Raw genomic sequence first — 24,014 nt, forward strand, 5'->3', positions numbered from 1 at the left:
TGGCAATGCCGCCGGGCCAGCCCCATCTCTGGCATATCACTCTTTTCGGAGTCATTCGATGACCCCCATTTCCGTGCTCGATCTGGCGCCGGTCTGCGAAGGCAGCGACACCACCCACGCTTTCGCGAACATGCTCGATCTGGCCCAGCACGCCGAGCGTTGGGGCTATCAGCGCTACTGGCTGGCCGAACACCACAACATGCCAGGCATCGCCAGCGCCGCCACTGCCGTGCTGATCGGTCACGTCGCCGGCGGCACCAAGACCATCCGCGTGGGTGCCGGCGGCATCATGTTGCCCAACCACGCGCCGCTGCAGGTGGCCGAACAATTCGGCACGCTGGCCTCGTTGTATCCGCAGCGTATCGACCTGGGCCTGGGCCGTGCGCCGGGCACCGATCAGCCCACCGCACGCGCCTTGCGCCGCTATTTCGACAGCGCCGATCACTTTCCGCAGGACGTGGCCGAACTGATGCGCTATTTCGCGCCGGCGGTGCCGGGGCAGCTGGTGCAGGCCGTGCCCGGCGCCGGGCTGGAGGTGCCGGTGTGGCTGCTGGGGTCGAGTCTGTTCAGCGCACGCCTTGCCGCCGCGATGGGGTTGTCGTTCGCGTTCGCCTCGCATTTCGCCCCCGACGCGATGGACGACGCGGTGGCGATCTATCGCCGCGAATTCCGCCCGTCCGCACAGCTGGCCAAGCCACACGTGATGCTGGCCCTGAATGTGGTGGCGGCCGAGACGCAGGCGCAGGCACGCCGTCTGTTCACCACTCAGCAGCAGAGCTTCGTCAATCTGCGCCGCGGCAAGCCGGGCAAGATCCCGCCGCCCATCGACGATATCGACAGCTTCTGGCAGCCGCATGAACGTGCCGGGGTGGAGCGTGCACTGGCCTGCACGGTACTCGGCGATGCCGAGCAGATTGCGCGCGGCGTGGCAGAGTTCATCGAGCGTCACACGCCCGACGAGCTGTTGTTCACCGCCAACATCTACGACCACGCCGCGCGTCTGCGTTCCTTCGAAATTGCCGCGGCCGCGTGCCGCGAGCTGGACGTGACCTTGGCGTGATTCACGTCGCTTTGCGCGGCGATCGGCTGTGATGCGTGCACATCCATTGGGAAGACCAGCATGCAATTTCAGCAACGCAGCGAGAGCATCAAACAGTTGGCCGAATTGATCCGCGGGGTGGACATCGCGATGTTCACCACCGTCTCGGCCGACGGCAAACTGGTGAGCCGCCCGCTGGGCACGCAGGAAGTCGAGTTCGATGGCGACCTGTGGTTCGCCACCGCCGCCGACAGCCCGAAAGTGGCGGAAATCGCCGCTGATCCGCGCGTCAACGTGGCCTATGCGTCGGCCTCGAAGAACACGTATGTCTCGGTAGCCGGCACCGCACGCGTGGTCCACGACCGCGCCAAGATCGAAGAGCTGTGGTCGCCGGCAATGAAGGTGTTCTTCCCCGGCGGCAAGGACGACCCGAACCTGCGCTTGATCCATGTGCGCGCCGAATCGGCCGAATACTGGGACGGCCCCAGCGGGCTGCTCGGCAAGGCGCTGTATTTCGTGATGACGGCGGTCACCGACGATACCGGCAGCCTGTCGGACAACCGCGTGGTCGATCTGAAATAACTGCGTCGCAAGCGACGCGCCGGACGCGCTGCGCTCAGCGCCAGGCGTCCGGCCACCAATCGCGAATCAGATCCACCAGCTGGTCGGAGGTGACCCCGAACACGGCCACCGAGATCAGCGCAGCTGCCCAGCCCACCAGCATCAGCGCACCGTCGCGCTCGAGCAGGGCCAGCGCGAACAGCAGCAGGATCAGGCCGAAGATGTAGTTGGTGAAGGGGATCGGCAGCGTCAGCAGGATGCCGACCAGCACCAGGAGCAAGCCGGTGAGGAGCTGCGCCGGCATCCGGTCCAGCATGCCATGCAACCGCGGTTTGAGCAGGCGATCCAGGCGTTGCAGCGTCGGTCCCAGTTTGGCCACGAAGCGCTGGCTGGTCCGACGGCGCGGCCCGCGTTCGCCGATGAAGCGCGGTACCCACGGCTTGCGCAGGCAGCACATCATCTGCAGCCCGATCAGGATGGTCAACGGTCCACTGATGCCACCGGCAACGCCGGGAATCGGAATGAACGAGGGCAGGATCGCAAGAAACAGAAACACGCCGAAGGCGCTTTGCTGCAGGTCGGCCAAGATCTCTCGAACGCGCAACACCTGGTCCGGATCACCTTCGCTGAAGGCTGCCAGCAGGCTGCGGATGCCTTCGTTGCGGTAGCGCATCTGCTCGCTGGCATCATCGTGCGGCGCACCGCCGTCACCCGACGATGTCATCGCTGTCCTCGTCGCCCACCCGGCTCAGCAGCAACTTGTCCACGCGCGCACCGTCCAGGTCGACGATCTCGATGCGCCAGCCGGCCCAATCGAAGAACTCGCCGGCCTGCGGAATGCGCCCGAAATAGTAAATGCACAAGCCCGCAAGCGTGTGGTAATCGCCCTCGTCGGCGTCGGGCAGTTCGGCACCGAGTACTTCGCGCAATTCTTCCACCGGCAGCGAACCGTCGATCAACAGCGAGCCGTCCGCGCGCGTGACCACCAGCGCGTCCTCGTCGGTATTTTCCACCGCCTGCAGGCGGCCGACCACTGCGCCCATCAGGTCGCTGATGGTCACCAATCCGCGGATTTCGCCGTATTCGTCCACCACCAGCGCCATCGACTGCTGTTCTTCGCGAAAGATTTCCAGCAGCTTCATCGCGTGCGTGGATTCGGACACGAACAAGGTGTCGCGCAGCGCCTGGAACAGGTGCGCGCCGTGGCCGTCCATGCGCGTGACCAGCGATTTGACTTCCAGCACCCCAGCAATGTCCTGGTCGCTGCCGCGGTACACCGGGTAGCGCGAAAATTCGTGCTCGCGCATGACCTGCAGATTGCGTTCCGGCTCGGCGTTGGCGTCCAGCCAGGCGATGCGGTTGCGCGGGGTCATCAGGCTGTCGGCGGTACGATCGCCCAGCCGCATCACGCGATTCATCATGTCGCGCTCGTGCGCGTCGATCACCCCGGCCTCGTGGCTTTCGGCCACCAGCATGCGGATCTCTTCTTCGGTCACCGAGGCCGACTCGTCCTTGCCCATGCCCAGCATGCGCAGGACCAGGCGGGTGGAGCGCGCCAGCACCCACACCCCGGGCGCGGCGATCTTGGCCAGCCAGGCCATCGGCACCGCGACAACGCCTGCGATGTCTTCGGAATTGCGCAGCGCCAGCCGCTTGGGCACCAGCTCGCCGAAGATCAGCGTCAGGAACGTGATCAGCGCCACCGCCAGGGTGCTGCCGATCACCACCGAATACGGGCGCGGCTTGCCGACCAGTTCGAACGTGCCCGCCAAGGCCGGGAACACACCCTGCAGCCAGCTGGCGATGGCTTCGCCGATCGCCTCGCCGCCGAACACGCCGGTCAGGATGCCGATCAGGGTGATGCCGATCTGAACCGTGGACAGGAAGTTTTCGGGGCTTTCGGCCAGGGCCAGGGCCCGCGCGGCGCGCTTGCTGGAGCCGGCCATCTGCTTCAGGCGGCTCTTGCGCGAGGTCATCAACGACATCTCCGACATGGCGAAGAAGCCGTTCAGCACGATCAGGGCGATGACGATCAAAAACTCAACCACGGGCGTCTTCCCCGGTTAGTGAAGGGGAGGGCGGGGGAGCACTGGGGCTACCGGCGGGCGCACAGGCCGGGCGGCAACACGGGGGGATAGGGTCGTCTTCCATAGGGTGCGCCCGAAGGCGCGGGGGCATGGTAGCAAACCACAGGGTGGTTCGAGCCGGGAAATGTCGATGTGAAGGCCGCTCCCGGCGCGAGATACCCAGAGAGGTCATGGAACGGTCATAATTCGCGTCTGGCGCCGTCTCTCCCTCGACGGCAGGAAGTTGTCCACCCATGTTCTCGTTGCAGACCATCTTCGGTTCCGGCAAGCAGTTCTATGCGCTTCTGAACGAAGCGGCGCAGGCCGCCTACGACAGCACCAGGGCGTTGCACGCCATGATGCGCGAGTCCGACCGCCAACCGGCGCTGGACGCCTTCAAGCTGGCCCGCCTGCGCGAACGCGCCGCCTCCGACAAGATCGGCCAGGCGCTGGTGGATAGCTTCATGACCCCGATCGAACGCGAAGACATCGAGGCGTTGGGCTCGGCGTTGTACAAGATTCCCAAGCAGGTCGAGAAATTCGCCGACCGCTACTCGCTGGCGACCAAGCACCTGGAACACATCGACTTCGCTCCGCGCGCCGCGATGCTGGAGCAGGCCGCCGCGGTGGTGGTGGAGATGGTGGCCGACCTGCCGCACATGAACATCGACCGCATGACCGCGCTCAACGACAAGCTGCGCATGCTCGAAAACGAAGCCGACCGGCTGATGCTGGAGCTGTATCGCGACATCTATTCCGGCCGGCTGGACACGTTGCAGATGTTCCTGCTCAAGGAGTTCTTCGAGATTCTGGAAAAGGCCATCGACCGCTGCCGCGAGGCCGGTGTGGTGGTCTACCAGATCGTGCTGAAGAACAGCTGAGGTCGCCGCGTGCTTACCTTAGTTCTGGTGGTGATCCTGGCCGCGTTGGTGTTCGAGTTCATCAACGGCTTCCACGACACCGCCAACTCCATCGCCACCGTGGTCGCCACCAAGGTGCTCTCGCCCGGTTGGGCGGTGATGCTGGCCGCCGGCATGAACCTGATCGGCGCGCTGACCGGCACCGCCGTGGCGCTGACGATTGCTTCCGGCCTGCTCAACACCAACGTGGTCGACGTCACTCCGCAGGTGATCCTGTGCGCCCTGCTGGGCGGCATCATCTGGAACCTGATCACCTGGTGGAAGGGCCTGCCGTCGTCGTCTTCGCATGCCTTGATCGGTGGCTTGTGCGGCGCCGGCCTGGCCGCGGCGCACAACAACTGGGACGCGCTGATCTGGTCGGAAAACATCGGCAACTGGGCCAAGAACAAGGGCCTGTTGTGGAAGGTGTTCGTCCCGATGATCACCTCGCCGATCGCCGGTTTCGTGCTCGGCATCGTGGTGATGGTGCTGCTGTGGGCGATCATCGCCGGCATGTCCAAACTCGGCGGCCCGATCGGGCGGCTGGCGCGCCCGCGCTGGGTCAATGCGTTCTTCGGCAAGGCGCAGATCGCCTCGGCCGCGTACATGGGCTACGCGCACGGCCACAACGACGCGCAGAAGACCATGGGCATCATCGCCATGACCCTGATCGGCGCGCAGTCGGCCGGTGCGCTGGACGATTTGCCGAGCTGGTTGTCGTTCCTGCATCCGGGCACCGGCCTTGCCGCCGGCGCCGGTATCCCGATGTGGATCGTGCTGACCTGCGCGGTGGTGATGGCCGCAGGGACGGCGTCGGGCGGCTGGAAGATCATCAAGACGCTCGGCCACAAGATGGTCAAGCTGCATCCTATCCACGGCTTTGCCGCAGAAACCAGCTCGGCGACGGTGCTCACCGTGGCGGCGCATTTCGGCATGCCGGTATCCACCACGCACAGCATTTCCACCGCCATCATGGGGGTGGGTTTTGCCAAGAACCCGCGTTCGCTGCGGCTGGGGGTGATCGAGCGCATCGTCTGGGCCTGGATTCTCACCATCCCGGCCGCTGGCGGCGTGGCGTATCTGATCCTGACGCTGTTCGAGCTGTTCGGCTGGACCTGAGCGATGCCGCGGTGCGCTCACGCACCGTCGGCAGACTGCGCCGCCGTTGCCGTATCGACCTGTTTGCGGTAGGTTGCCCGCATGCCATGAGTGAGACCCTTTCCCGATGATGCTTGCCCTGGTGTGCGTGTTGTTCGGGTTTGCCTGGTTGATCGACCGCCGCGGATTGCGGCGGTTCTCCCGCGTGCTGGGCCTGGCCAGCTTACTGCTGGTGTTCGCGGTGGGCTGCGGTCCGTTGCCCTCCTGGATGCTGCAACACCTGCAACGCACCGGGGTCAACGATTTCAACGCGTGGGGCGCGCGCAACGTCATCGTGCTGCTGGGTGCCGGCACCGTGCGCCCGGAAGGCCGCGATGCGGTGGCCGAAGCCAATCTGTTCGCCTACGGCCGCATCGTCGAATCGGCACGGCTGTACTGGCAATGCCGGCACAGCGGGGGCGATTGCAAGATCGAGATCAGCGGCGGCGATGCACGCGGCCTGGGCCTGTCCGAAGCGGTGGTCTACCAGCGTGTCTTGCTGGGCCTGGGCATTCCGCGGGCAGATCTGATCATGGAGCCGTCGAGCATGAACACCTGGCAGAACGCGCAGTTCAGCCAGCCCTTGCTGCGCGCCTACCGGCCCGATCGCATTGCGCTGGTGTCCTCGGCCACGCATCTGCGTCGCGCCGAATTGTATTTTCGCCATTTCGGCATCGATGCCACACCGGTGCGCGCCGATTGGCTGACCGCCACCTGGTCGATCCTGCCGCAGAGCTACAACTTCACGCTGGCCGATGTGGCCCTGCACGAATACCTGGGCATTGCGCGCTATCAGGTCTACCAGTGGTTGGGGTGGAACGTGAAGGCTAGCGAGCCTGGTGCGTTGTGATTGGGGAGCCGGGATTTGGGATTGGGGATTGGTAACAGCTGGTGCGCTGCTAGATCTGCTTGGCTGATGTACTTGCGACGGTGCTTGCCAGTTCCAGATTGACGATGGCAACGCAGATGCGCGGCACTCGGAAACGATGGTGCTGCCCGACGGCTTGGTCGCCGGCCGCGTGTGCGGCCGGCGCTGGCTGCGCTCAGCGCGTTTCGTACATCGCCTTGACGTCGTCACGGAACGCGGCCTGGCTGTCGGGGCGGTTGTAGAACATGTGGCCGCCGGGATATTCGCGTACCTGCACGCGTTTGCTGTCGCTGCCCATGGCCGGCATCTGGTCCACCGTCAGGACCGAACCCATGAACGGGCAGGAGAGGTCGTTCCAGCCGTGCGCGATCAACACGCGCAGCTTCGGATCGATCGCCACCGACTGACGCAGCTGGGTCACTGCGCCTTTGCGAAGCTCGTCGTTCCAGTCCCAGAGCTTGTTCACGTCGTAGTTGAGCGCGCGATACTGCGCATCGATCTTCCAGCCGACCACGCGGGTGACGAAGTCCACCATTGCGGTGGTGGTGGGCGCAATGATGCTGTCCAGCAGCGGGTCGTTGGCGCGTTGTTCGGCATCGTTGGGAAACGGGTCGAAGGCGGTCACGTTGGAATCGTAACGGCTGCCCAATTCGCCCTTGTCACGAAACACTTCGCGCAGATAGGCCTGGGTTTCCAGGCGTCCACCGGAGCGCCGCACATATGCCGGGTCCAGCCCGGTCATGCGGGTGACCTGCTGCAGCATCGCTTCGGTGGCCTGCGGGTCGGTGCGTCCTTTCATCAGCGCCACCGCGTAATCGCCGCGGGTGTAGTCGATCACCTGGCGCATCGCGCTGTCGCTGAGCTGGCCCTGGCGCTCCAGGTGCGCAGCGGCGATCGAGGGAAGCGTCAGCATCCATGCCAGGGGCGACACATCGCCGTTGTCGTCCAGGGTCGGGTTGAGATACGGCGACACCAGCACCACGCCGTTCATCGCCACGCCTAGCTGCGTCTGCAGGTAATGGGTAATGCGCGGGCCGCGGAAGCCGCCATAGCTTTCGCCGACCAGATACTTGCGCGCCTGCAGGCGGCGGTTCTTGAGCAGCCAGTCGTAGATCACCCGCGAGAGATATTCCACATCCGCCTGCGGATTGTAGAACTGCTTCTTGGCATCGTCGTCGCCGATCAGCGCGCGGCTGAAGCCGGTGCCCACCGGGTCGATGAAGACCAGGTCGGTGAAGTCCAGCCACGTGCCCGGGTTGTCGCGCAGTGTGGCCGGTGCCGACGCACTGTCGCCCTCGGCGCCGAAACCGACGATCTTCGGCCCGATCGCGCCCATGTTGAGATACACCGATGCGGCGCCCGGCCCACCGTTCAAGGCGAAGGTCACCGGGCGGTCCTTGCCATCGACGGTATAGGCGGTGAATACCACTTCCCCCGTGGTCTTGCCTTGCGCATCGCGCACCGGCAACGTGCCGACCGTGGCGGTATAGCTCAGGTTGCGGCCAGCCACGCGTGTGCTCTGGCGCACGCTGGCGTCGGCCGGCAATGGCGCCTGTTTGGCGGCAGCGGCAGCGGCATCGGGTTTGGCATCGCTTTTATCGGTTTTGTCTGGCGCTTCGGCCAGCGCTGTCCCGCTGAACAGCACGCAGGCCAGCAGGCCGGCACGGAGAAAGAAGGGCATGGGCATCGACGTGGTTGCAGGGAAGCGCCGATGCTAGGCTGCTGCAGAGTCCGGTGGATGTGCAGGAAGGCATGGATGTCGCGCGGACCGAGGTGGTACGCAAAGGCAGGTGTGTGCGGCCCGCCGAAATGAGCGCCTATGCAAGGCGCTTCCTTCTCCCGTCGAGACATTGTCCCGCCTGATGCGGACGGTGCTCCGAAGGGGAATGAGGGTGCGGGCGAAGCCTCGTGCTACTCACTTCGCAAGTGCATACGCCCGCACCCAAACGCCGCGCTGCGCCCCGCCCGCGCTTGCGGCGCGGGCGCTCAAAGTCGCGCGCCGCTAGCACGCGCAGGCCGTGCCTTCTCGCCTCCACGGGAGAGGGGCTATCGGTTTCAGCACTCAGACTTCAAGCGAGGCCAGATCGCCCTTGGTCTCCAGCCACTGCTTGCGGTCGCTTGCGCGTTTTTTGGCCAGCAGCATGTCCATCAACGAACGCGTCTGCTCGCCGTCGTCGATGGTCAGCTGCACCAGTCGACGCGTGTCCGGGTGGATGGTGGATTCGCGCAGCTGCTGCGGATTCATTTCGCCCAGGCCCTTGAAGCGGGTGACGCTGATCTGGCCCTTCATCTTTTCGCGCGCGATCTTGTCCAGCAGCGTGGTCTTTTCTTCTTCGTCCAGCGCATAGAACACCTGCTTGCCCACATCGACACGGAACAAGGGCGGCATCGCCACGAACACGTGGCCGGCGGCCACTAGCGCGGGGAAATGCTGCAGGAACAGCGCCGTCAGCAGCGTGGCGATATGCAGGCCATCGGAGTCGGCGTCGGCCAGGATCACCACCTTGCCGTAGCGCAGCCCGGTGATGTCGTCCTTGCCCGGGTCGCAACCGATCGCGATCGCCAGGTTATGCACTTCCTCGGAGGCCAATACGCTGCCGGAAGCCACTTCCCAGGTGTTGAGGATCTTGCCGCGCAACGGCAGGATGGCCTGGAAATCCTTGTCGCGCGCCTGCTTGGCCGAGCCGCCGGCCGAATCGCCTTCGACCAGGAACAGTTCGGTACGCGACAGATCCTGGCTGATGCAATCGGCCAGCTTGCCGGGCAGGGCAGGGCCCTGGGTGACCTTCTTGCGGACGATCTGCTTTTCGGTCTTCAACCGTGCGCTGGCGCGATCGATGGCGATCTGCGCGATCTTCTCGCCGATCTCCACGTTCTGGTTGAGATACAGGCTGAAGGCATCGTGCGCAGCACCTTCGATGAAGCCGGCAGCCTGGCGCGAGGACAGGCGTTCCTTGGTCTGACCGGAAAACTGCGGATCGGTCATCTTCAGGCTGAGCACGAAGGTCACCCGGTCCCAGACATCTTCCGGTGCCAGCTTGACGCCGCGCGGCAGCAGATTGCGGAAATCGCAGAACTCGCGCAGCGCATCGGTCAGGCCCGAACGCAGGCCATTGACGTGGGTGCCATGCTGCGCGGTGGGGATCAGGTTGACGTAGCTTTCCTGCACCAGCTCGCCTTCCGGCACCCAGGCCGCGGCCCAGTCGACGATTTCGGTGTCTTTTTTCAGGCTACCGACGAACAGGTCGGCCGGCAGCAGCTCGTGCTCGGCCATCTCACCCTTCAGGTAATCGCGCAGGCCGTTTTCGAAATACCAGCTGTCCTGCTCGCCGGTTGCCTCGTCGTGCAATTTGACGGTCAGGCCGGGGCACAGCACCGCCTTGGCGCGCAGCAGGTGCCGCAACGCACGCACATTGAATTTGGGCGTATCGAAATACTTGGGGTCGGCCCAGAAACGCAGCCGCGTGCCGGTATTTTTCTTGCCGACGGTACCCACCACTTCCAGCTTGGACGCGGCGTTGCCATCGCGAAACTCCATGCGGTGCTCGCTGCCTTCGCGCTTGATGAACAGTTCGACCTTGGTCGACAGCGCGTTGACCACGCTTACGCCTACACCGTGCAAGCCACCGGAGAAGGTGTAGTTGCGGTTGCTGAACTTGCCGCCGGCATGCAGCCGGGTCAGGATCAGCTCCACGCCCGGAATCTTCTCTTCCGGATGGATGTCCACCGGCATGCCGCGGCCGTCGTCGGACACTTCGCAGCTACCGTCCTTGTACAGCGTGACTTCGACCTGCTTGGCGTGGCCGGCCAGCGCCTCGTCGACAGAGTTGTCGATCACTTCCTGCGCCAGATGGTTCGGGCGCGCGGTGTCGGTATACATGCCGGGGCGGCGTTTGACCGGGTCCAGGCCCGACAGCACTTCAATATCGGCGGCGTTATAACGGGTGTTCATGCATCTCGTTGGCACGTGAAACGACGCGCAAGTGTGGGGGCTGAGCCGATTTTTTGCACGCGACCGGCGTTCAGTGGGGGGCCGGGCAGCATTGGCTACCCTGGCGTTGGTTTCGCAATCAAACGTCCCCACCTGAGGATGTCACCGAAGCCAAAGAGGACGCCATGAAGTTCAAGCACATCCTGATGCTCACCCTCGGTGCGGCCGCAGTCGCAGCGCTTCCCGCCATGGCCCAGGCCGCTCCGCAGCAGACCGGACAGGGCGCCGCGGCTCAAAAGGCCGATGACGCGAAGGCCAAGACCGAAGCCGAACGCAAAGCCGAACGCCGCGCTGCCGCCGCTGCGCAGAAGCCCAAGGCCGACAGCGCCCCGCGCGAGGAAGAGGAAGAAGAAAAGCCTGCACGCTGATCGCGCGGCCTAGCGGCCAGGTGCTACCGACGCCCCGGCATTGCCGGGGCGTTCGCTTTTGGGGTAGCTGTGTAAGACCACGCAGCATTCGCCCTGTTGGCGTAGCCGGTGCATGGGGCTGGCATGTAACGCGCATGCATGCCGGCCCCCGCAGAAAGCCCGCAATCGCCTGGCAGTGCCCGTCATGTCTGCCAGCCGCTAAGGCCTGCGCGACATGCACTGTTTCAACGTGTGATGACCTCGTCGTCACGCAACCCTTGGGCATTCGCCCGTCACCCGCTAAACTATGGCTTTCCGGGAGGCTTCAAGCCCCATGACCCCCCTGATTTTCGTTACCGGCGGCGTAGTGTCCTCGCTAGGCAAGGGCATTGCCGCCGCTTCGCTTGCGTCCATTCTTGAAGCGCGTGGCCTGAAGGTCACGATGATGAAGCTGGACCCGTACATCAACGTGGACCCGGGCACGATGAGCCCGTTCCAGCATGGCGAGGTCTACGTCACCGACGACGGTGCCGAAACCGACCTGGATCTGGGTCACTACGAGCGTTATGTACGCACGCGCCTGTCGCGCAAGAATTCGGTGACCACCGGCCGCATCTACGAGAACGTGATCCGCAAGGAGCGTCGTGGCGATTATCTGGGCGCCACCGTGCAGGTGATTCCGCATATTACCGACGAGATCCGCCGCTGCATCGACGAGGCCACCGCCGGGTTCGATGTCGCGTTGATCGAAATCGGCGGTACCGTCGGCGACATCGAATCGCTGCCGTTCCTGGAAGCGATTCGCCAGGTGCGCACCGAGCGCGGCGCCGAAAAGGCCATGTTCATGCATCTCACGCTGGTGCCGTACATCGCGGCGGCCGGTGAGCTGAAGACCAAGCCGACCCAGCATTCGGTCAAGGAACTGCGCTCGATCGGCATCCAGCCGGACGTGCTGCTGTGCCGGTCCGAGCAGGCAGTGCCGGATTCGGAGCGCCGCAAGATCGCGCTGTTCACCAACGTCTCCGAGCGTGCGGTGATCAGCTGCCCGGATATCGACGTGCTGTACGGCATGCCGCTGGAATTGCTGCGCCAAGGCCTGGACGAACTGGTCATCGAGCAGTTCAAGCTGCGCGACAAGGTCGCCGCGGCCGACCTGTCCGAATGGGCGGCGGTGGTGGATGCGGTCAAGCATCCGCTGGACGAGGTCAACATCGCCGTGGTCGGCAAGTACGTCGATCACCAGGACGCCTACAAGTCGGTGGCAGAAGCGCTGCGTCACGGTGGCCTGCGTCAGCGCACCAAGGTCAACCTGAAGTGGCTGGAAGCGCAGGATCTGGAGGGCAGCGACATGTCTGCCTTGCAGGACATCGACGGCATCCTGGTGCCGGGCGGTTTCGGCGACCGCGGTTTCGAAGGCAAGGTGCAGACCTCCAAGTTCGCGCGTGAGCACAAGGTGCCGTATTTCGGTATCTGCTACGGCATGCAGGCGGCCGTGGTGGACTATGCCCGCCACGTCGCCGACCTGGATGCAGCCAACAGCACCGAGAACGATCGCCAGTCGCCGCACCCGGTGATCGGCCTGATCACCGAATGGCGCACCGCCACCGGTGAAGTCGAAAAGCGCGACGAAAAATCCGACCTGGGCGGCACCATGCGTCTGGGCCTGCAGGAGCAGCGCCTGAAGCCCGGTACGCTGGCGCGCGAGGTCTATGGCAAGGATGTGGTGGCCGAGCGGCACCGTCACCGTTACGAGTTCAACAACCGCTATCGCACGCAGTTGGAAGACGCCGGCCTGGTGATCTCCGGCAAGTCGATGGACGACACCCTGGTGGAAGTGGTGGAGTTGCCGCGCGACACGCACCCGTGGTTTTTGGCCTGCCAGGCGCATCCGGAATTCCTGTCCACCCCGCGCGACGGCCATCCGCTGTTCATCGGCTTCGTGCGTGCGGCGCGCGAGAAGAAGGCTGGCGGCAAGTTGCTCAAAGAAGCGCGTGCGTGAGTTCCTTCTCCCATCGGGACCTCGGTCCCCTTCATGGGGAGAAGGTGGCCCTTAGGGGCGGATGAGAGGGGCGCCGCGACGCACTGGAAGATGGCAGCTGTGATGAACGCGTCGCCCCGCGCCAGCCATGGCAAACCATCTGGCCTTACAAGCGCTTGCAACCCGTACCCTCACCCCAACCCCTCTCCCGACGGGAGAGGGGCTTAATTACTTAGGTGACCTGATGAAACTGTGTGACTTCGAAGTCGGCCTCGACCAGCCGCTGTTCCTGATTGCCGGCCCCTGCGTGATCGAATCGATGCAGCTGCAGCTCGACGTGGCCGGCAAGCTCAAGGAGATCACCGGCAAGCTCGGCGTCAACTTCATCTTCAAGTCGAGTTTCGACAAGGCCAATCGCACCTCCGGCACCAGCTTCCGTGGCCCGGGCCTGGAAGAGGGTTTGAAGGTGCTGGATGCGGTGAAGAAGCAGATCGGCGTGCCGGTGCTCACCGACGTGCACGAATACACCCCGATGAACGAGGTCGCGGCCGTCGTCGACGTGCTGCAGACCCCGGCATTTTTGGTGCGCCAGACCGACTTCATCAAGAACGTCTGCGCCGCCGGCAAGCCGGTCAACATCAAGAAGGGCCAGTTCCTGGCGCCATGGGACATGAAGCCGGTGGTGGACAAGGCCAAATCCACCGGCAACGAGCAGATCATGGTCTGCGAGCGTGGCGCCTCGTTCGGCTACAACAACCTGGTCAGCGACATGCGCTCGCTGAGCGTAATGCGCGACACCGGCTGTCCGGTGGTGTTCGACGCCACCCATTCGGTGCAGTTGCCGGGCGGGCAGGGCAGCAGCTCCGGTGGTCAGCGCGAGTTCGTGCCGGTGCTGGCGCGCGCGGCGGTGGCGGTCGGGATTTCCGGCCTGTTCGCCGAAACCCACCCGGATCCGTCCAAGGCGCTGTCCGATGGTCCCAATGCGTGGCCGCTGGATCGCATGGAAGAACTGCTCGAAACCCTGATGGAGCTGGACACCGTCACCAAGAAGCACGGGTTTGCGCGCTTTGCGTGAGTTCTGATCAGCGCGCGGCCGCTGCAGCGCGCCGCCGGGAGCGGCGGTGGCGCCAGTGGCCCTGGGGCTGGTGGGCACTGGCCGCGTCGATCGCGGCGTGGGCATGCATGGCGGTCATGGCCGTTCTGTTTACCGCCAGCATCGGCATGCCGGGCGATGGCGACCATGCCATGCAAGCCACGCAGCTGCCGATGCGCATCACGCTGATCATGGCCACCATGGCCGTTGTCAGTAGCCTGGCCACGGGCTCGGCTGCATTGCGGCTGAGTCGCCAGCCTGGTGCGGCGATCGCCGCGCTGATCCTGCTGTTGGTCTTGCTGCTGCTGTCTGGTTTGTCGCTGTTGGGCTTGATGGCGTAGCGGTCCGCCCGCGACGTGCTGTGTGTAGCGGCGACATGCGATTTGGCAATGGACCGGTGTGCAGCGATAATCCGGCAGCTTGTTTCCGGTGTACTTCCCCCCTTACTGGTAACCGAACGGACCTATGACCACTATCGCCAAGATCCTCGCCCGCGAAATCCTCGACTCCCGCGGCAATCCCACGCTGGAGGCCGAAGTCACGCTGGACGACGGTTCGTTCGGCCGCGCGGCCGTGCCGTCGGGTGCCTCGACCGGTACCAAGGAAGCGGTGGAGCTGCGTGATGGCGACAAGACCCGCTACCTGGGCAAGGGCGTGCGCCACGCGGTGGACAACGTCAACGGGACCATCGCCGAGACGCTAAAGAACTTCGATGCGGCCGACCAGCAGGGCCTGGACCGTCGCCTGATCGATCTGGACGGCACCGAGAACAAGGGCCGCCTGGGCGCCAACGCGCTGCTGGGTGTTTCGCTGGCCGCCGCGCATGCCGTAGCCGCCTCGCGCAAGCAGCCGTTGTGGCAGTACCTGTCCACCATCACCGAATCCGACGTGGCGCTGCCGGTGCCGATGATGAACATCATCAACGGCGGCGCGCATGCCGACAACAACGTCGATTTCCAGGAGTTCATGGTGCTGCCGGTCGGTTGCAGCTCGTTCTCCGAAGCGCTGCGCGCCGGTACGGAAATCTTCCATTCGCTCAAGTCGGTGCTCAAGGGCCATGGCCTGAGCACGGCGGTGGGCGACGAAGGCGGCTTTGCGCCGGACTTCCGCAGCAACGTCGAAGCGCTGGACACCATCCTCGAAGCGATCGGCAAGGCCGGCTACACCGCGGGCGAAGACATCCTGCTGGGCCTGGACGTGGCCTCCAGCGAGTTCTACGACAACGGCAAGTACAACCTGGTCGGCGAGAACAAGCGCCTGACCAGCGAGCAGTTCGTCGACTTCCTGGCCGACTGGGTGGCGCAGTACCCGATCATCAGCATCGAAGATGGCCTGGCCGAGGACGACTGGGCCGGTTGGAAGCTGCTGACCGAGCGCGTCGGCAAGAAGGTGCAGTTGGTGGGCGACGATCTGTTCGTCACCAACCCGAAGATCTTCAAGCAGGGCATCGATTCGGGCACCGCCAACGCGATCCTGATCAAGGTCAACCAGATCGGCACGCTGACCGAAACGCTGGAAGCCATCGCGATGGCGCACGCGGCCAACTACGCCTCGATCGTGTCGCACCGTTCCGGCGAAACAGAAGACACCACCATCGCCGACATTGCCGTGGCCACCACCGCCACCCAGATCAAGACCGGCTCGCTGTGCCGCAGCGACCGCGTGGCCAAGTACAACCAGTTGCTGCGCATCGAGCAGGCGCTGGGCTCCGGCGCGCGCTACGCCGGTCGCGACGCGTTCGTGTCGCTCAAGCGATAAGCCGTGCGCAACTGGCGCTGGCTACTGCTGGTGCTGGCGGTACTGCTGGCTTGGCTGCAGTACCGCTTCTGGTTCGGGCCTGGGAATTCCGGCGAGGTGATGATGCTGGAAGCCCAGGTCGCGCATCAGACACAGGACAACGAAGGTCTGCGCCAACGCAACCAGGCGTTGGCAGCAGAGGTGAAGGATTTGAAGGACGGCGAGGCGGCAATCGAGGAACGCGCGCGCAGCGAGCTGGGCATGATCAAGCCGGGCGAGACGTTCTATCGCGTGGTCGAGGATGCGCCGCTGCCGGCACCTGCATCGCCTGAGGCTCCGGCCCCCCCACAGCAAGCGCCTGAGCCGATCGATCCGGTGGATCACCCATGACCGGGTCCATCTGGGCAATCGTGCCGGCCGCCGGGCGCGGCACCCGTTTTGGCGGGCCGCTTCCCAAACAGTATTTGCCGGCCGGCGGTCAGCCACTGATGGCGTATACGTTAGCTGCGCTGGCGGCGCATCCGGCGCTGGCCGGCATCATGGTGGCAATCGCCCCCGGCGATGCCGATTGGCCCGGCTGGACCGCGGTGCAGTCCACGCCCGTGCTGACCTGCCTGGGGGGTGCGAGTCGCGCAGCCTCGGTGCTGGCTGGCTTGCTGGCCTTGCCCGAGAGCGTACGTGCCGACGATTTCGTGCTGGTCCACGATGCCGCGCGGCCGAATCTGGCCCTGGCCGATCTGGACCGCCTGCTGGAAATCGGCCGTGGCGACCCGGTCGGCGCCATCCTGGCTGCACCGGTGCGCGATACGCTCAAGCGTGCCGGCGACGATGGAGGTATCGACGGCACCGAACCGCGCGAACGCCTGTGGCGCGCACTCACCCCGCAGCTGTTTCGTCGCCATCAACTGATCCGTGGACTCACCGAGGCCGCGGCGGCCGGTGTCGAGGTCACCGATGAAGCGATGGCGATGGAGCGGATGGGGCTGCGCCCCTTGCTGGTGGAAGGCGCCGAAGACAACTTCAAGGTGACGACCCCTGCGGATCTGGCGCGCTTCGAATTTGAACTGGTCAACCGGGGGCTCGGAGCCCGGGACCCGGAAAGCGCACATCCCCAGTCGTCCGTTCTGGCTTCTGCTTTCTCCGGCCCGGGGTCCCGGGTTTCCGGGCCCGAAGAGATCTAATCCATGTCCTTCAAATTCCGAATCGGCCAAGGCTACGACGTGCATGCGTTCGGCCCTGGCGACCACGTGATGCTTGGCGGTGTGCGCGTGGCGCACAGCCACGGCGTGCTCGCCCATAGCGATGGCGATGTGGTGTTGCACGCCCTGTGCGATGCGATGCTGGGCGCGCTGGCGCTGGGCGATATAGGCCAGCATTTCCCGCCTTCCGATGCGCGTTGGAAAGACGCCGACAGCGCACAGTTCCTGCAGCATTGCGATGGCTTGCTGCGCGAGCGCGGATGGCGCGTCGGCAATGCCGACATCACCGTGATCTGCGAGCGCCCCAAGGTCGGCCCGCATGCGGTGGCCATGCGCGAGCGCATTGCCGGCCTGCTGGCGATCGAACTTGATGCGGTCAGCGTCAAGGCCACCACCAGCGAACAGTTGGGTTTCACCGGCCGCGGCGAAGGGATCGCTGCACAGGCCGCGGTGTTGCTGGGCAGGTCCGCTGTGCCTCAACAATAGCGACACAGGCAGCGCTTGGGGCCGGAGCCGGCGCCGATGCTGCCCGACGCAATCACCGCGCCGAACCATTCGGCGCACAGCGCGCCACGTCCGGCGCGAAGGCGAACCACACCATGAGCGAGACCTCTTTGCCGCCGCGCGCGCATGGCGCTGCCGTGCTCAGCGCGGCGATGCGCAGCACCCCGGACGATTTCCAGGTCGACGAGCTGCCGGCATTCGAGCCCTCCGGCGAAGGCGAGCATCTGCTGCTCACCGTGCGCAAGCGTGGCCAGAACACCGCGTATATCGCCAAACAGCTTGCGCACTGGGCCGGCATCGCCGAGATGGGCGTCAGCTATGCGGGTCTGAAAGATCGCCATGCAGTGACCACCCAGCGCTTCAGCGTGCATCTGCCCAAGCGCATCGCGCCGGATATCGCCGCGCTGGATGATGCGCAGATGCAGGTGGTCCAGAGCGCCTGGCACAACCGCAAGCTGCAACGCGGTGCGCTGCACGGGAACCGCTTCGTGCTGACGCTGCGCCAGGTGCAGGGCGAGCGCGAGGCGATCGAGCAACGGCTGCAGGCGATTGCTGCGCGTGGCATTCCCAATTGGTTCGGCGAACAACGCTTCGGTCGCGATGGCGCAAATGTGGCGGCTGCGCTGGCGATGTTCGGTCATGTGCAAGCTGAGGACGGAACGTTGCTGCCGGCGCCCACATCCAGGCGGCGGCTGCGCAACGATCAGCGCTCGATGTTGCTGTCGGCAGCGCGTTCGGTCCTGTTCAATCGCGTGCTTGGCGCACGCGTGGCGCAGGGCAGTTGGGATAGCGCACTGCAGGGCGAGGCGTGGATGCTGGACGGCTCGCGCAGCGTCTTCGGCCCGGAGCCGTGGAGCGAGGCCCTGGCAGAGCGATTGGCACGTTTCGATATCCATCCCAGCGGGCCGTTGTGGGGCATTGGCGCGTTGCGCTCGACCGATCAAGCGGCAGCGCTGGAGCAGGGCGCGTTGTCCGATCCGCAATCCGAAGCATTGCGCCAAGGCCTGGAAGCAGCGGGGCTGAAGCAGGAGCGCCGCGCGCTGCGCTTGCGCCCGCAGGGTCTGGACTATCGATGGCTGGAGGCACAGACCCTGCAATTGGAGTTCGCGCTGCCGCCTGGCTGTTATGCCACCGCGGTGCTGTGGGAACTGGGAGATGTCACCGACGCCGGTCGCTTCAACGTCGGCATGCGCGCCGACGCATGATCGCGCACAAACGCCGGCCGATCGCGCGGGGCAGCATGGACGGTCCAATCATGCGATGCGCGCAAAAGCGGCCTCGGCGGTCGCTGAGGCGATAGTGGCCGGTCGCGGCGCCACGAGCGATGGCCAGCTGCACAAGGCGCGCAACAGGAATCGGCTCGTGCCCGACGAGCATGCGCGACAGACCTTCCAGACAACACGTCGCCATGCGCAATGGCTGCCGTTTAGCATCACTCGCGCGTAATCATCGGCCTATCGCCGCCGCGCCAGCAACACCAGCAGCGCCCCGGTACCGCCCTGCGTCGGCGGCGCCGAATGAAACGCCAGCACATCGTTGCGTTGACGCAGCAGCCGGTCCATGAGGTTCTTCAGCACGGGCGCACCGGTGTCCGATTGCAGTCCCTTGCCGTGGATGATGCGCACGCAACCATGTTCGTGCGCGTGTGCGTCCAGCAGGAACTGGCGCAGCAACGATTCGGCCTGCGCTGCGGTGGCGCCGTGCAGATCCAGTTCGTCCTGCACCGAGAATTGCCCGCGCTTGAGCCGTTGAAACAAGCGGGTGGGAAGATTCTCGCGCCGATAGCTGGCGGTATCGCCCGCTTCCAACGGCGCGCTGTCGCGCAGCAGGCGCGCAAATTCGGTATGCGCTTGGGCGTCGTCGCGCTCGGCCATGCGCGCGCGCGGCTTGGGGCGTGGCTTGGCGTTGGCCGGTGGGGCGACTTCACGAATCGGCTTGACCGCGCCGATCGCTGCGCGGAACAACGCGCCGTCGTCTTCGTCTTCAGGATGCGACATCTGCACAGCGTACCCGGTCCAAGCGCAGACGCACGCGAAGATCAAGCGCGAAGGCGCGGGACGCATCCGGTATCATGGCCCGGTTTTCCGAGGAGTCCCATGCGCGTACTGGTTAGCAACGACGACGGTGTCGACGCCCCCGGCATCCAGATTTTGGCCGAGGCGCTGCGCCATGCCGGTCATGAAGTGATGGTGGTCGCGCCCGACCGCGATCGCTCCGGCGCCAGCAATTCGCTGACGCTGGACGTGCCGATCCGCACCCGCCGCGTCGATGCGCAGACCTGCGCAGTGGCCGGCACGCCGACCGACTGCGTGCATCTGGCACTCACCGGCATGCTCGATTACGACCCGGACATCGTGGTCTCCGGGATCAATAATTCGGCCAATCTGGGCGACGACGTGATCTATTCGGGCACCGTGTCGGCCGCCATGGAAGGCCGCTTCCTCGGCTTGCCGGCGGTGGCGGTGTCGTTGGTCACGCACAATCACCAGGCGCATCACTACGACACCGCCGCGCGCGCAGCGGTGGAAATCGTGGCGCGGCTGAAGGCCGACCCGTTGCCCGCCGACACCATCCTCAACGTCAACGTGCCGGATCTGGCATGGTCGGATGTGCTCGGTTTCGAAGTCACCCGGCTCGGCAACCGCCACCGGTCCGAGCCGTGCGTGCCGCAGCGCGATCCGCGCGGCCGCACCGTGTACTGGATCGGCCCGGCCGGTCCCGAGCAGGACGCTGGCGCCGGTACCGATTTCCACGCTGTGCGTACCGGGCATATCTCGATCACGCCGATCCACGTCGATCTCACCCGCTACCAGGCACTGGACACCGTTGCCGGCTGGGTGGGTGGGCTGACCGCAGCGCTGGACGGCCCGGCATGACGCCGAGGCTGCGCCTGCAACCGGAGTCGGTCGGGATCGGCATGACCTCGCAACGCGTGCGCGACCGCCTGGTCGAGCGCTTGCGCGAGGCGGGCATCCAGGACGAGGCCACGCTCAACGCGATGCGCACCGTGCCGCGGCATCTGTTCATCGATGAAGCGCTGGCCTCGCGCGCCTACGAAGACACTGCGCTGCCGATCGGCCATGGCCAGACCATCTCCCAGCCCTGGGTGGTGGCGCGCATGACCGAAGCGGTGCTGCAGGTGACCCCGACCAAGGTGCTCGAAGTGGGCACCGGCTCCGGCTACCAAGGCGCGATCCTGGCGGCGCTGGGGCTGGAGGTCTACACCGTCGAGCGCATCGGCGACCTGCTGCGGCAGGCGCGCAAGCGCTTCCGGCACCTGGGCATGAATGTGCGCAGCAAGCACGACGACGGCCGCATCGGCTGGCCCGAACACGGGCCGTACGACGCCATCGTGGTGACCGCTGCCGCACCGGCGTTGGTCGATGCATTGGTCGACCAGCTGGCGGTCGGCGGGCGCCTGGTCGCGCCGGTCGGAGGGCCTTCCTCGCAATCGTTGGTGCAACTCACCCGCGGGGCCGATGGCGCCATCGAACAACAGGTTCTGGCGCCGGTCACGTTCGTCCCGCTGTTGTCGGGCATGCTGGATTGAATCCATGAGAGTTCTTCGATGAAGATTTTTGGGCCGTTGTACGACGTGGCCATCCGTTGGTCGCGCCATCGCCGCGCACCCGCGCTGCTGACCGGTCTCAGCTTCGTTGAGGGCTTCATTTTCCCGGTACCGCCGGAAGTGATGTTGGCACCGATGTCGCTGGCCGAGCCCAAGCGCTCGCTCTGGTTTGCGACCTTGAGCCTGATCGGCTCGATCTGCGGCGCCCTGGTCGGTTATCTGCTTGGCCATTTCGCCTTCGCCGCGCTGCAGCCGCTGATCGAATGGCTGGGCTGGAGCGCGAAGATCCAGCAGCAGATCGAAACCCTGCGCACGCTGGTGGCCGATTCGCCGTGGAAGGCGTTCTGGGCGCTGGTCCTGGTCGGGTTCACCCCGATCCCGCTGAAGATCTTTACCTGGGCCTCGGGCGTGGTCGGCGTGCCGATCCTGCCATTCATCGCCAGCATGTTGGTCGGGCGCGGCAAGCGCGTGTATCTGGTGGCCGGCGCGATCCGCCTGGGCGGTGCGCGGGCCGAAGCGGCGCTGCATCGCTGGATCGAGCCGCTGGGCTGGGTTGCAATGGCGGTGCTGGCGGTCGGTGCGGGCTGGTTGGTGTGGAAGACAACGAACGGATGAGCAAGACGCAGATGAATTCGGCACGCAAGACAGCAGTCATGCTCGCAATGGCCATCGGACTGACCGCCTGCAGCAGCGCAACGGTGGTGCGTTCGCCCGGAGCGAGCGGTGGCGGGTCGTCGTCGCGCCCCAGCGCCGCGCCGCGTCCTTCGGTGCCGCGTCCGGGTGCCACGGTCACCGTGCAGCGCGGCGACACCCTGTACGCGATCTCGCGCCGGACCAATATCACCGCCGCGGATCTGGCCGCCTGGAATGGCCTGTCTTCCCCAAACACCATCTATCCCGGCCAGACGCTCAAGTTGTATCCGCCCGGTACCAGCAAGCCGGGTGGCAGCGCGCCGGTGGCTGGCGGCACCGTGGCCCCGCCGCGCCCCGTCGCGCCGATCGCCGCACCGGTCAGTAGCGGATTTTCGTGGCGTTGGCCGGCCGATGGCGTCGTGGTGGGCACCTTCGTCACTGGCGAAACCACCAAGCAGGGCGTGGACATCGCCGGCACCAGCGGTCAGGCCGTGCGTGCCGCCGCCGATGGCGTGGTGGTGTATTCCGGCGCCGGCCTGGTCGGCTACGGCGAGCTGATCATCATCAAGCACAACGACCAGTGGCTATCCGCGTACGGTCACAACCGCAAGCGCCTGCTCAACGAGGGCCAGAGCGTCAAGGCGGGGCAGCAAATTGCCGAAATGGGCCGCAGCGGCGCCTCCCGCGACATGTTGCACTTCGAGATCCGCTACAACGGCAAGCCGGTCGATCCGCTGCTGTATTTGCCGAAGAAATGAGATTGGGGAGTTGGGATTCGGGATTCGCAACGGCCCTGGGCTGTTCGTATCCGGACAGAGAGTGGGTTCTTCGGACTCACCACTTGGACCAATTGACGCTCTAGCCTGGTTTGGCGATTGAAGGCGCAGCTTGCGGAAGCCCGCTCTTACGAATCCCCAATCCCGATTCCCGAATCCCGTCCCAAGACAATCAGCCCGGCAACACCATCGCCAAGGCCACCCGCCGGCCTTCGCTGGCCAGCACGTTGTAGGTGCGTGCGGCGGCGGCATTGGTCATCGCCTCCAGGCCGATGCCGCGGGTCAGGCAGGCCGCCAGCACGTCGGTCTTGGGGAATAACTGGCGTTCGCCGGTGCCGAGCAGGATCACGGCCGGGTTGAGCGCCAGCACCGCCTCCATGTGACCGGCCTGCAGTTGCTCCAGCGTCTGGACCGGCCAGTGCTCTACCAGCTCATCCGGCATCAGGATGAAGCTCTGCTGCAGGATCTGCTCGTTCACCTTGGCATGGCGGCCGTCGGCCGCGCGCAGCGCGTAGGCGTAATCGGGGTGTTCCTGACTTAAAGGCATGACGAACTCGCTGGCTCAGCCGCGCGGCAGCACGATCTGGCGCTTTTCCTTGCTGGGGCGGTACAGGATGGCGACGTGGCCGATGCGCTGTACCAACGCACTGCCGGTTTGTTCGATCAGCTCGGCAATCAGCGCATCACGTGTCTCGCGATCCTCCGATGCCACCTTCACCTTGACCAGTTCGTGGCGCTCGAGCACTTCCTCGAGTTCAGCCAGAAATGCCGGCGTGACCCCTTTGCCGCCGGTCTGCAGCAAGGCTTTGAGGTCGTGGGCCTGGCCGCGCAGGAAACGGTTCTGGGCGGAGGTGAGAACAATGGACATGCAGGATCGAAGGGAAGCAAAGGGTGTTCAGGGTATCATGGCGACCCGTTCGGACCCCTTTGCCAATGCCTTCCCGCAGTAAAAGCAGCCAGCGCTGGCTCAAGGAACACTTCGCCGACCCTTACGTGAAGAAGGCCCAGGCCGAGGGCATGCGCTCGCGCGCGGCCTACAAGCTGGAAGAGTTGCTGCAGCGCGACCGCCTGCTCAAGCCGGGCATGGTGGTGGTCGATCTGGGCGCGGCCCCGGGCGGGTGGTCGCAACAGGTGCGCAAATCCATGGGCGACAGCGGCCGGGTGGTGGCGCTGGATATCCTGGACATGCCGGCCCTGGCGGGCGTGGAGTTCCTTCACGGCGACTTCAGGGAGCAGGCCGTCCTATCCCAATTCGAAGCGATGCTGGGCGATGTGCCGGTGGACCTTGTGCTGTCGGATATGGCCCCCAATAAGAGTGGCATGGATGCGGTCGACCAACCGCGGATGATGCACCTGGCGGAACTGGCCATGGAATTTGCCGACACCCACCTCAAGCCGGGCGGGGCATTTCTGATCAAGCTGTTCCAGGGTGTCGGGTCCGACGACTACATTCGCGAGCTTCGCCGCCGCTATGAGAAGGTGACGATTCGCAAGCCGGCGGCCTCGCGCAAGCGCTCCCCGGAAGTTTATGCGCTCGGTCAGGGCAAGCGTGTCCAGATCAAGTAAGCTGCCAATGACCATCGTATTTCAAGCATCGAAGAGTAGAGGGCACCGGAGC

At 65.2% G+C, this 24,014-nt stretch carries 26 protein-coding genes; 19 read left to right on the plus strand and 7 right to left on the minus strand.

Going from position 1 to position 24,014, the window contains the following annotated elements; genetic code table 11:
* Positions 1–58 precede the first annotated feature (58 nt).
* A complete protein-coding gene (locus ACCQ16_RS08365; RefSeq protein WP_008574989.1) occupies positions 59–1,060 on the plus strand; it encodes an LLM class flavin-dependent oxidoreductase in 1,002 nt (333 codons plus the stop codon).
* 60 nt (positions 1,061–1,120) lie between these two features.
* Positions 1,121–1,621 carry a pyridoxamine 5'-phosphate oxidase family protein gene (locus ACCQ16_RS08370; protein WP_218532933.1) on the plus strand — a complete coding sequence of 167 codons (501 nt, stop codon included), beginning with the start codon at positions 1,121–1,123 and terminating at the stop codon, positions 1,619–1,621.
* A 34-nt stretch (positions 1,622–1,655) separates the two neighbouring features.
* On the opposite strand, the gene ACCQ16_RS08375 is transcribed toward ACCQ16_RS08370, so the two are convergent.
* Both ACCQ16_RS08375 and ACCQ16_RS08380 read right to left on the minus strand, forming a co-directional pair.
* Complete coding sequence (locus tag ACCQ16_RS08375) at positions 1,656–2,324, minus strand: exopolysaccharide biosynthesis protein (RefSeq protein ID WP_014089969.1); 669 nt, start codon at positions 2,322–2,324, stop codon at positions 1,656–1,658.
* On the minus strand, positions 2,308–3,648 hold the full coding sequence (locus ACCQ16_RS08380) for a hemolysin family protein (protein ID WP_008571220.1): 1,341 nt from the start codon (positions 3,646–3,648) through the stop codon (positions 2,308–2,310). The genes ACCQ16_RS08375 and ACCQ16_RS08380 overlap by 17 nt, the downstream gene beginning before the upstream one ends.
* 272 nt (positions 3,649–3,920) lie before the next feature.
* On the opposite strand from ACCQ16_RS08380, the gene ACCQ16_RS08385 reads away from it, so the two are divergent.
* From ACCQ16_RS08385 to ACCQ16_RS08395, 3 genes are all read left to right on the plus strand, one after another.
* Positions 3,921–4,547 carry a DUF47 domain-containing protein gene (locus ACCQ16_RS08385; protein ID WP_008571222.1) on the plus strand — a complete coding sequence of 209 codons (627 nt, stop codon included), beginning with the start codon at positions 3,921–3,923 and terminating at the stop codon, positions 4,545–4,547.
* A 9-nt stretch (positions 4,548–4,556) separates the two neighbouring features.
* Positions 4,557–5,684, plus strand: a complete 1,128-nt coding sequence (locus ACCQ16_RS08390) for an inorganic phosphate transporter (RefSeq protein WP_008571223.1) — start codon at positions 4,557–4,559, stop codon at positions 5,682–5,684.
* A gap of 106 nt (positions 5,685–5,790) precedes the next feature.
* Positions 5,791–6,552, plus strand: coding sequence for a YdcF family protein (locus ACCQ16_RS08395; protein WP_008571224.1), 762 nt, complete (start codon positions 5,791–5,793; stop codon positions 6,550–6,552).
* Between the two features lie 193 nt (positions 6,553–6,745).
* Here the strand turns inward: ACCQ16_RS08395 and ACCQ16_RS08400 are convergent, their stop codons facing one another.
* Both ACCQ16_RS08400 and parE read right to left on the minus strand, forming a co-directional pair.
* Positions 6,746–8,251 carry a S10 family peptidase gene (locus ACCQ16_RS08400; RefSeq protein WP_014089971.1) on the minus strand — a complete coding sequence of 502 codons (1,506 nt, stop codon included), beginning with the start codon at positions 8,249–8,251 and terminating at the stop codon, positions 6,746–6,748.
* 381 nt (positions 8,252–8,632) lie between these two features.
* Positions 8,633–10,522 carry a DNA topoisomerase IV subunit B gene (gene parE / locus ACCQ16_RS08405; protein ID WP_003481816.1) on the minus strand — a complete coding sequence of 630 codons (1,890 nt, stop codon included), beginning with the start codon at positions 10,520–10,522 and terminating at the stop codon, positions 8,633–8,635.
* A 164-nt stretch (positions 10,523–10,686) separates the two neighbouring features.
* Between parE and ACCQ16_RS08410 the strand changes: the two genes are divergently transcribed.
* From ACCQ16_RS08410 to truD, 9 genes are all read left to right on the plus strand, one after another.
* Positions 10,687–10,929, plus strand: coding sequence for a hypothetical protein (locus ACCQ16_RS08410; RefSeq protein ID WP_008571226.1), 243 nt, complete (start codon positions 10,687–10,689; stop codon positions 10,927–10,929).
* 313 nt (positions 10,930–11,242) lie between these two features.
* Entirely contained in the window at positions 11,243–12,907 is a 1,665-nt protein-coding gene (pyrG, locus tag ACCQ16_RS08415) for a CTP synthase (RefSeq protein ID WP_008571227.1), read from the plus strand.
* A gap of 223 nt (positions 12,908–13,130) precedes the next feature.
* The gene (gene kdsA / locus ACCQ16_RS08420) at positions 13,131–13,961 is read left to right on the plus strand and encodes a 3-deoxy-8-phosphooctulonate synthase (RefSeq protein ID WP_003481823.1); all 831 of its coding nucleotides are present in this window, start codon (positions 13,131–13,133) and stop codon (positions 13,959–13,961) included.
* Between the two features lie 116 nt (positions 13,962–14,077).
* A complete protein-coding gene (locus ACCQ16_RS08425) occupies positions 14,078–14,320 on the plus strand; it encodes a hypothetical protein (protein WP_041470058.1) in 243 nt (80 codons plus the stop codon).
* Positions 14,321–14,444: 124 nt separating this feature from the next.
* Positions 14,445–15,737, plus strand: coding sequence for a phosphopyruvate hydratase (gene eno / locus ACCQ16_RS08430; protein ID WP_071118464.1), 1,293 nt, complete (start codon positions 14,445–14,447; stop codon positions 15,735–15,737).
* A 3-nt stretch (positions 15,738–15,740) separates the two neighbouring features.
* Positions 15,741–16,106, plus strand: coding sequence for a cell division protein FtsB (ftsB, locus tag ACCQ16_RS08435; protein ID WP_008577317.1), 366 nt, complete (start codon positions 15,741–15,743; stop codon positions 16,104–16,106).
* Positions 16,103–16,897, plus strand: coding sequence for a 2-C-methyl-D-erythritol 4-phosphate cytidylyltransferase (gene ispD / locus ACCQ16_RS08440; RefSeq protein WP_011347101.1), 795 nt, complete (start codon positions 16,103–16,105; stop codon positions 16,895–16,897). The genes ftsB and ispD overlap by 4 nt, the downstream gene beginning before the upstream one ends.
* Before the next feature lie 3 nt (positions 16,898–16,900).
* Positions 16,901–17,401 (plus strand): 2-C-methyl-D-erythritol 2,4-cyclodiphosphate synthase, encoded by a 501-nt coding sequence (gene ispF / locus ACCQ16_RS08445; protein WP_277572920.1) that lies wholly within the window; start codon positions 16,901–16,903, stop codon positions 17,399–17,401.
* 113 nt (positions 17,402–17,514) lie between these two features.
* A complete protein-coding gene (gene truD, locus ACCQ16_RS08450) occupies positions 17,515–18,624 on the plus strand; it encodes a tRNA pseudouridine(13) synthase TruD (protein ID WP_277572921.1) in 1,110 nt (369 codons plus the stop codon).
* Between the two features lie 249 nt (positions 18,625–18,873).
* On the opposite strand, the gene ACCQ16_RS08455 is transcribed toward truD, so the two are convergent.
* Positions 18,874–19,416, minus strand: coding sequence for a Smr/MutS family protein (locus tag ACCQ16_RS08455; RefSeq protein ID WP_011347103.1), 543 nt, complete (start codon positions 19,414–19,416; stop codon positions 18,874–18,876).
* A gap of 99 nt (positions 19,417–19,515) precedes the next feature.
* On the opposite strand from ACCQ16_RS08455, the gene surE reads away from it, so the two are divergent.
* The 4 genes from surE to ACCQ16_RS08475 are packed head-to-tail and all read left to right on the plus strand — an operon-like array spanning position 19,516 to position 22,378.
* Positions 19,516–20,295 (plus strand): 5'/3'-nucleotidase SurE, encoded by a 780-nt coding sequence (gene surE, locus ACCQ16_RS08460; RefSeq protein ID WP_011347104.1) that lies wholly within the window; start codon positions 19,516–19,518, stop codon positions 20,293–20,295.
* Positions 20,292–20,969 (plus strand): protein-L-isoaspartate(D-aspartate) O-methyltransferase, encoded by a 678-nt coding sequence (locus tag ACCQ16_RS08465; protein ID WP_127167516.1) that lies wholly within the window; start codon positions 20,292–20,294, stop codon positions 20,967–20,969. The genes surE and ACCQ16_RS08465 overlap by 4 nt, the downstream gene beginning before the upstream one ends.
* 18 nt (positions 20,970–20,987) lie before the next feature.
* Entirely contained in the window at positions 20,988–21,602 is a 615-nt protein-coding gene (locus tag ACCQ16_RS08470; protein WP_003481846.1) for a YqaA family protein, read from the plus strand.
* Positions 21,599–22,378: a peptidoglycan DD-metalloendopeptidase family protein gene (locus ACCQ16_RS08475; protein ID WP_011347105.1), complete on the plus strand. Its 780-nt coding sequence runs from the start codon at positions 21,599–21,601 to the stop codon at positions 22,376–22,378. Before ACCQ16_RS08470 ends, ACCQ16_RS08475 begins: the two co-directional genes overlap by 4 nt.
* Positions 22,379–22,568: 190 nt before the next feature.
* On the opposite strand, the gene ACCQ16_RS08480 is transcribed toward ACCQ16_RS08475, so the two are convergent.
* Together ACCQ16_RS08480 and yhbY are read right to left on the minus strand one after the other, a co-directional pair.
* Positions 22,569–22,943 (minus strand): Mth938-like domain-containing protein, encoded by a 375-nt coding sequence (locus tag ACCQ16_RS08480; RefSeq protein WP_218561116.1) that lies wholly within the window; start codon positions 22,941–22,943, stop codon positions 22,569–22,571.
* Between the two features lie 15 nt (positions 22,944–22,958).
* Positions 22,959–23,264 carry a ribosome assembly RNA-binding protein YhbY gene (gene yhbY / locus ACCQ16_RS08485; RefSeq protein ID WP_005915020.1) on the minus strand — a complete coding sequence of 102 codons (306 nt, stop codon included), beginning with the start codon at positions 23,262–23,264 and terminating at the stop codon, positions 22,959–22,961.
* Positions 23,265–23,329: 65 nt separating this feature from the next.
* Here yhbY and rlmE point away from each other — a divergent pair, with 65 nt between their 5' ends.
* Complete coding sequence (gene rlmE / locus ACCQ16_RS08490) at positions 23,330–23,962, plus strand: 23S rRNA (uridine(2552)-2'-O)-methyltransferase RlmE (protein WP_005915021.1); 633 nt, start codon at positions 23,330–23,332, stop codon at positions 23,960–23,962.
* The last annotated feature ends 52 nt before the right edge of the window (positions 23,963–24,014 follow it).

It is taken from the genome of Xanthomonas sp. NCPPB 1062 (assembly GCF_041481705.2).
Taxonomy (GTDB): domain Bacteria; phylum Pseudomonadota; class Gammaproteobacteria; order Xanthomonadales; family Xanthomonadaceae; genus Xanthomonas; species Xanthomonas euvesicatoria.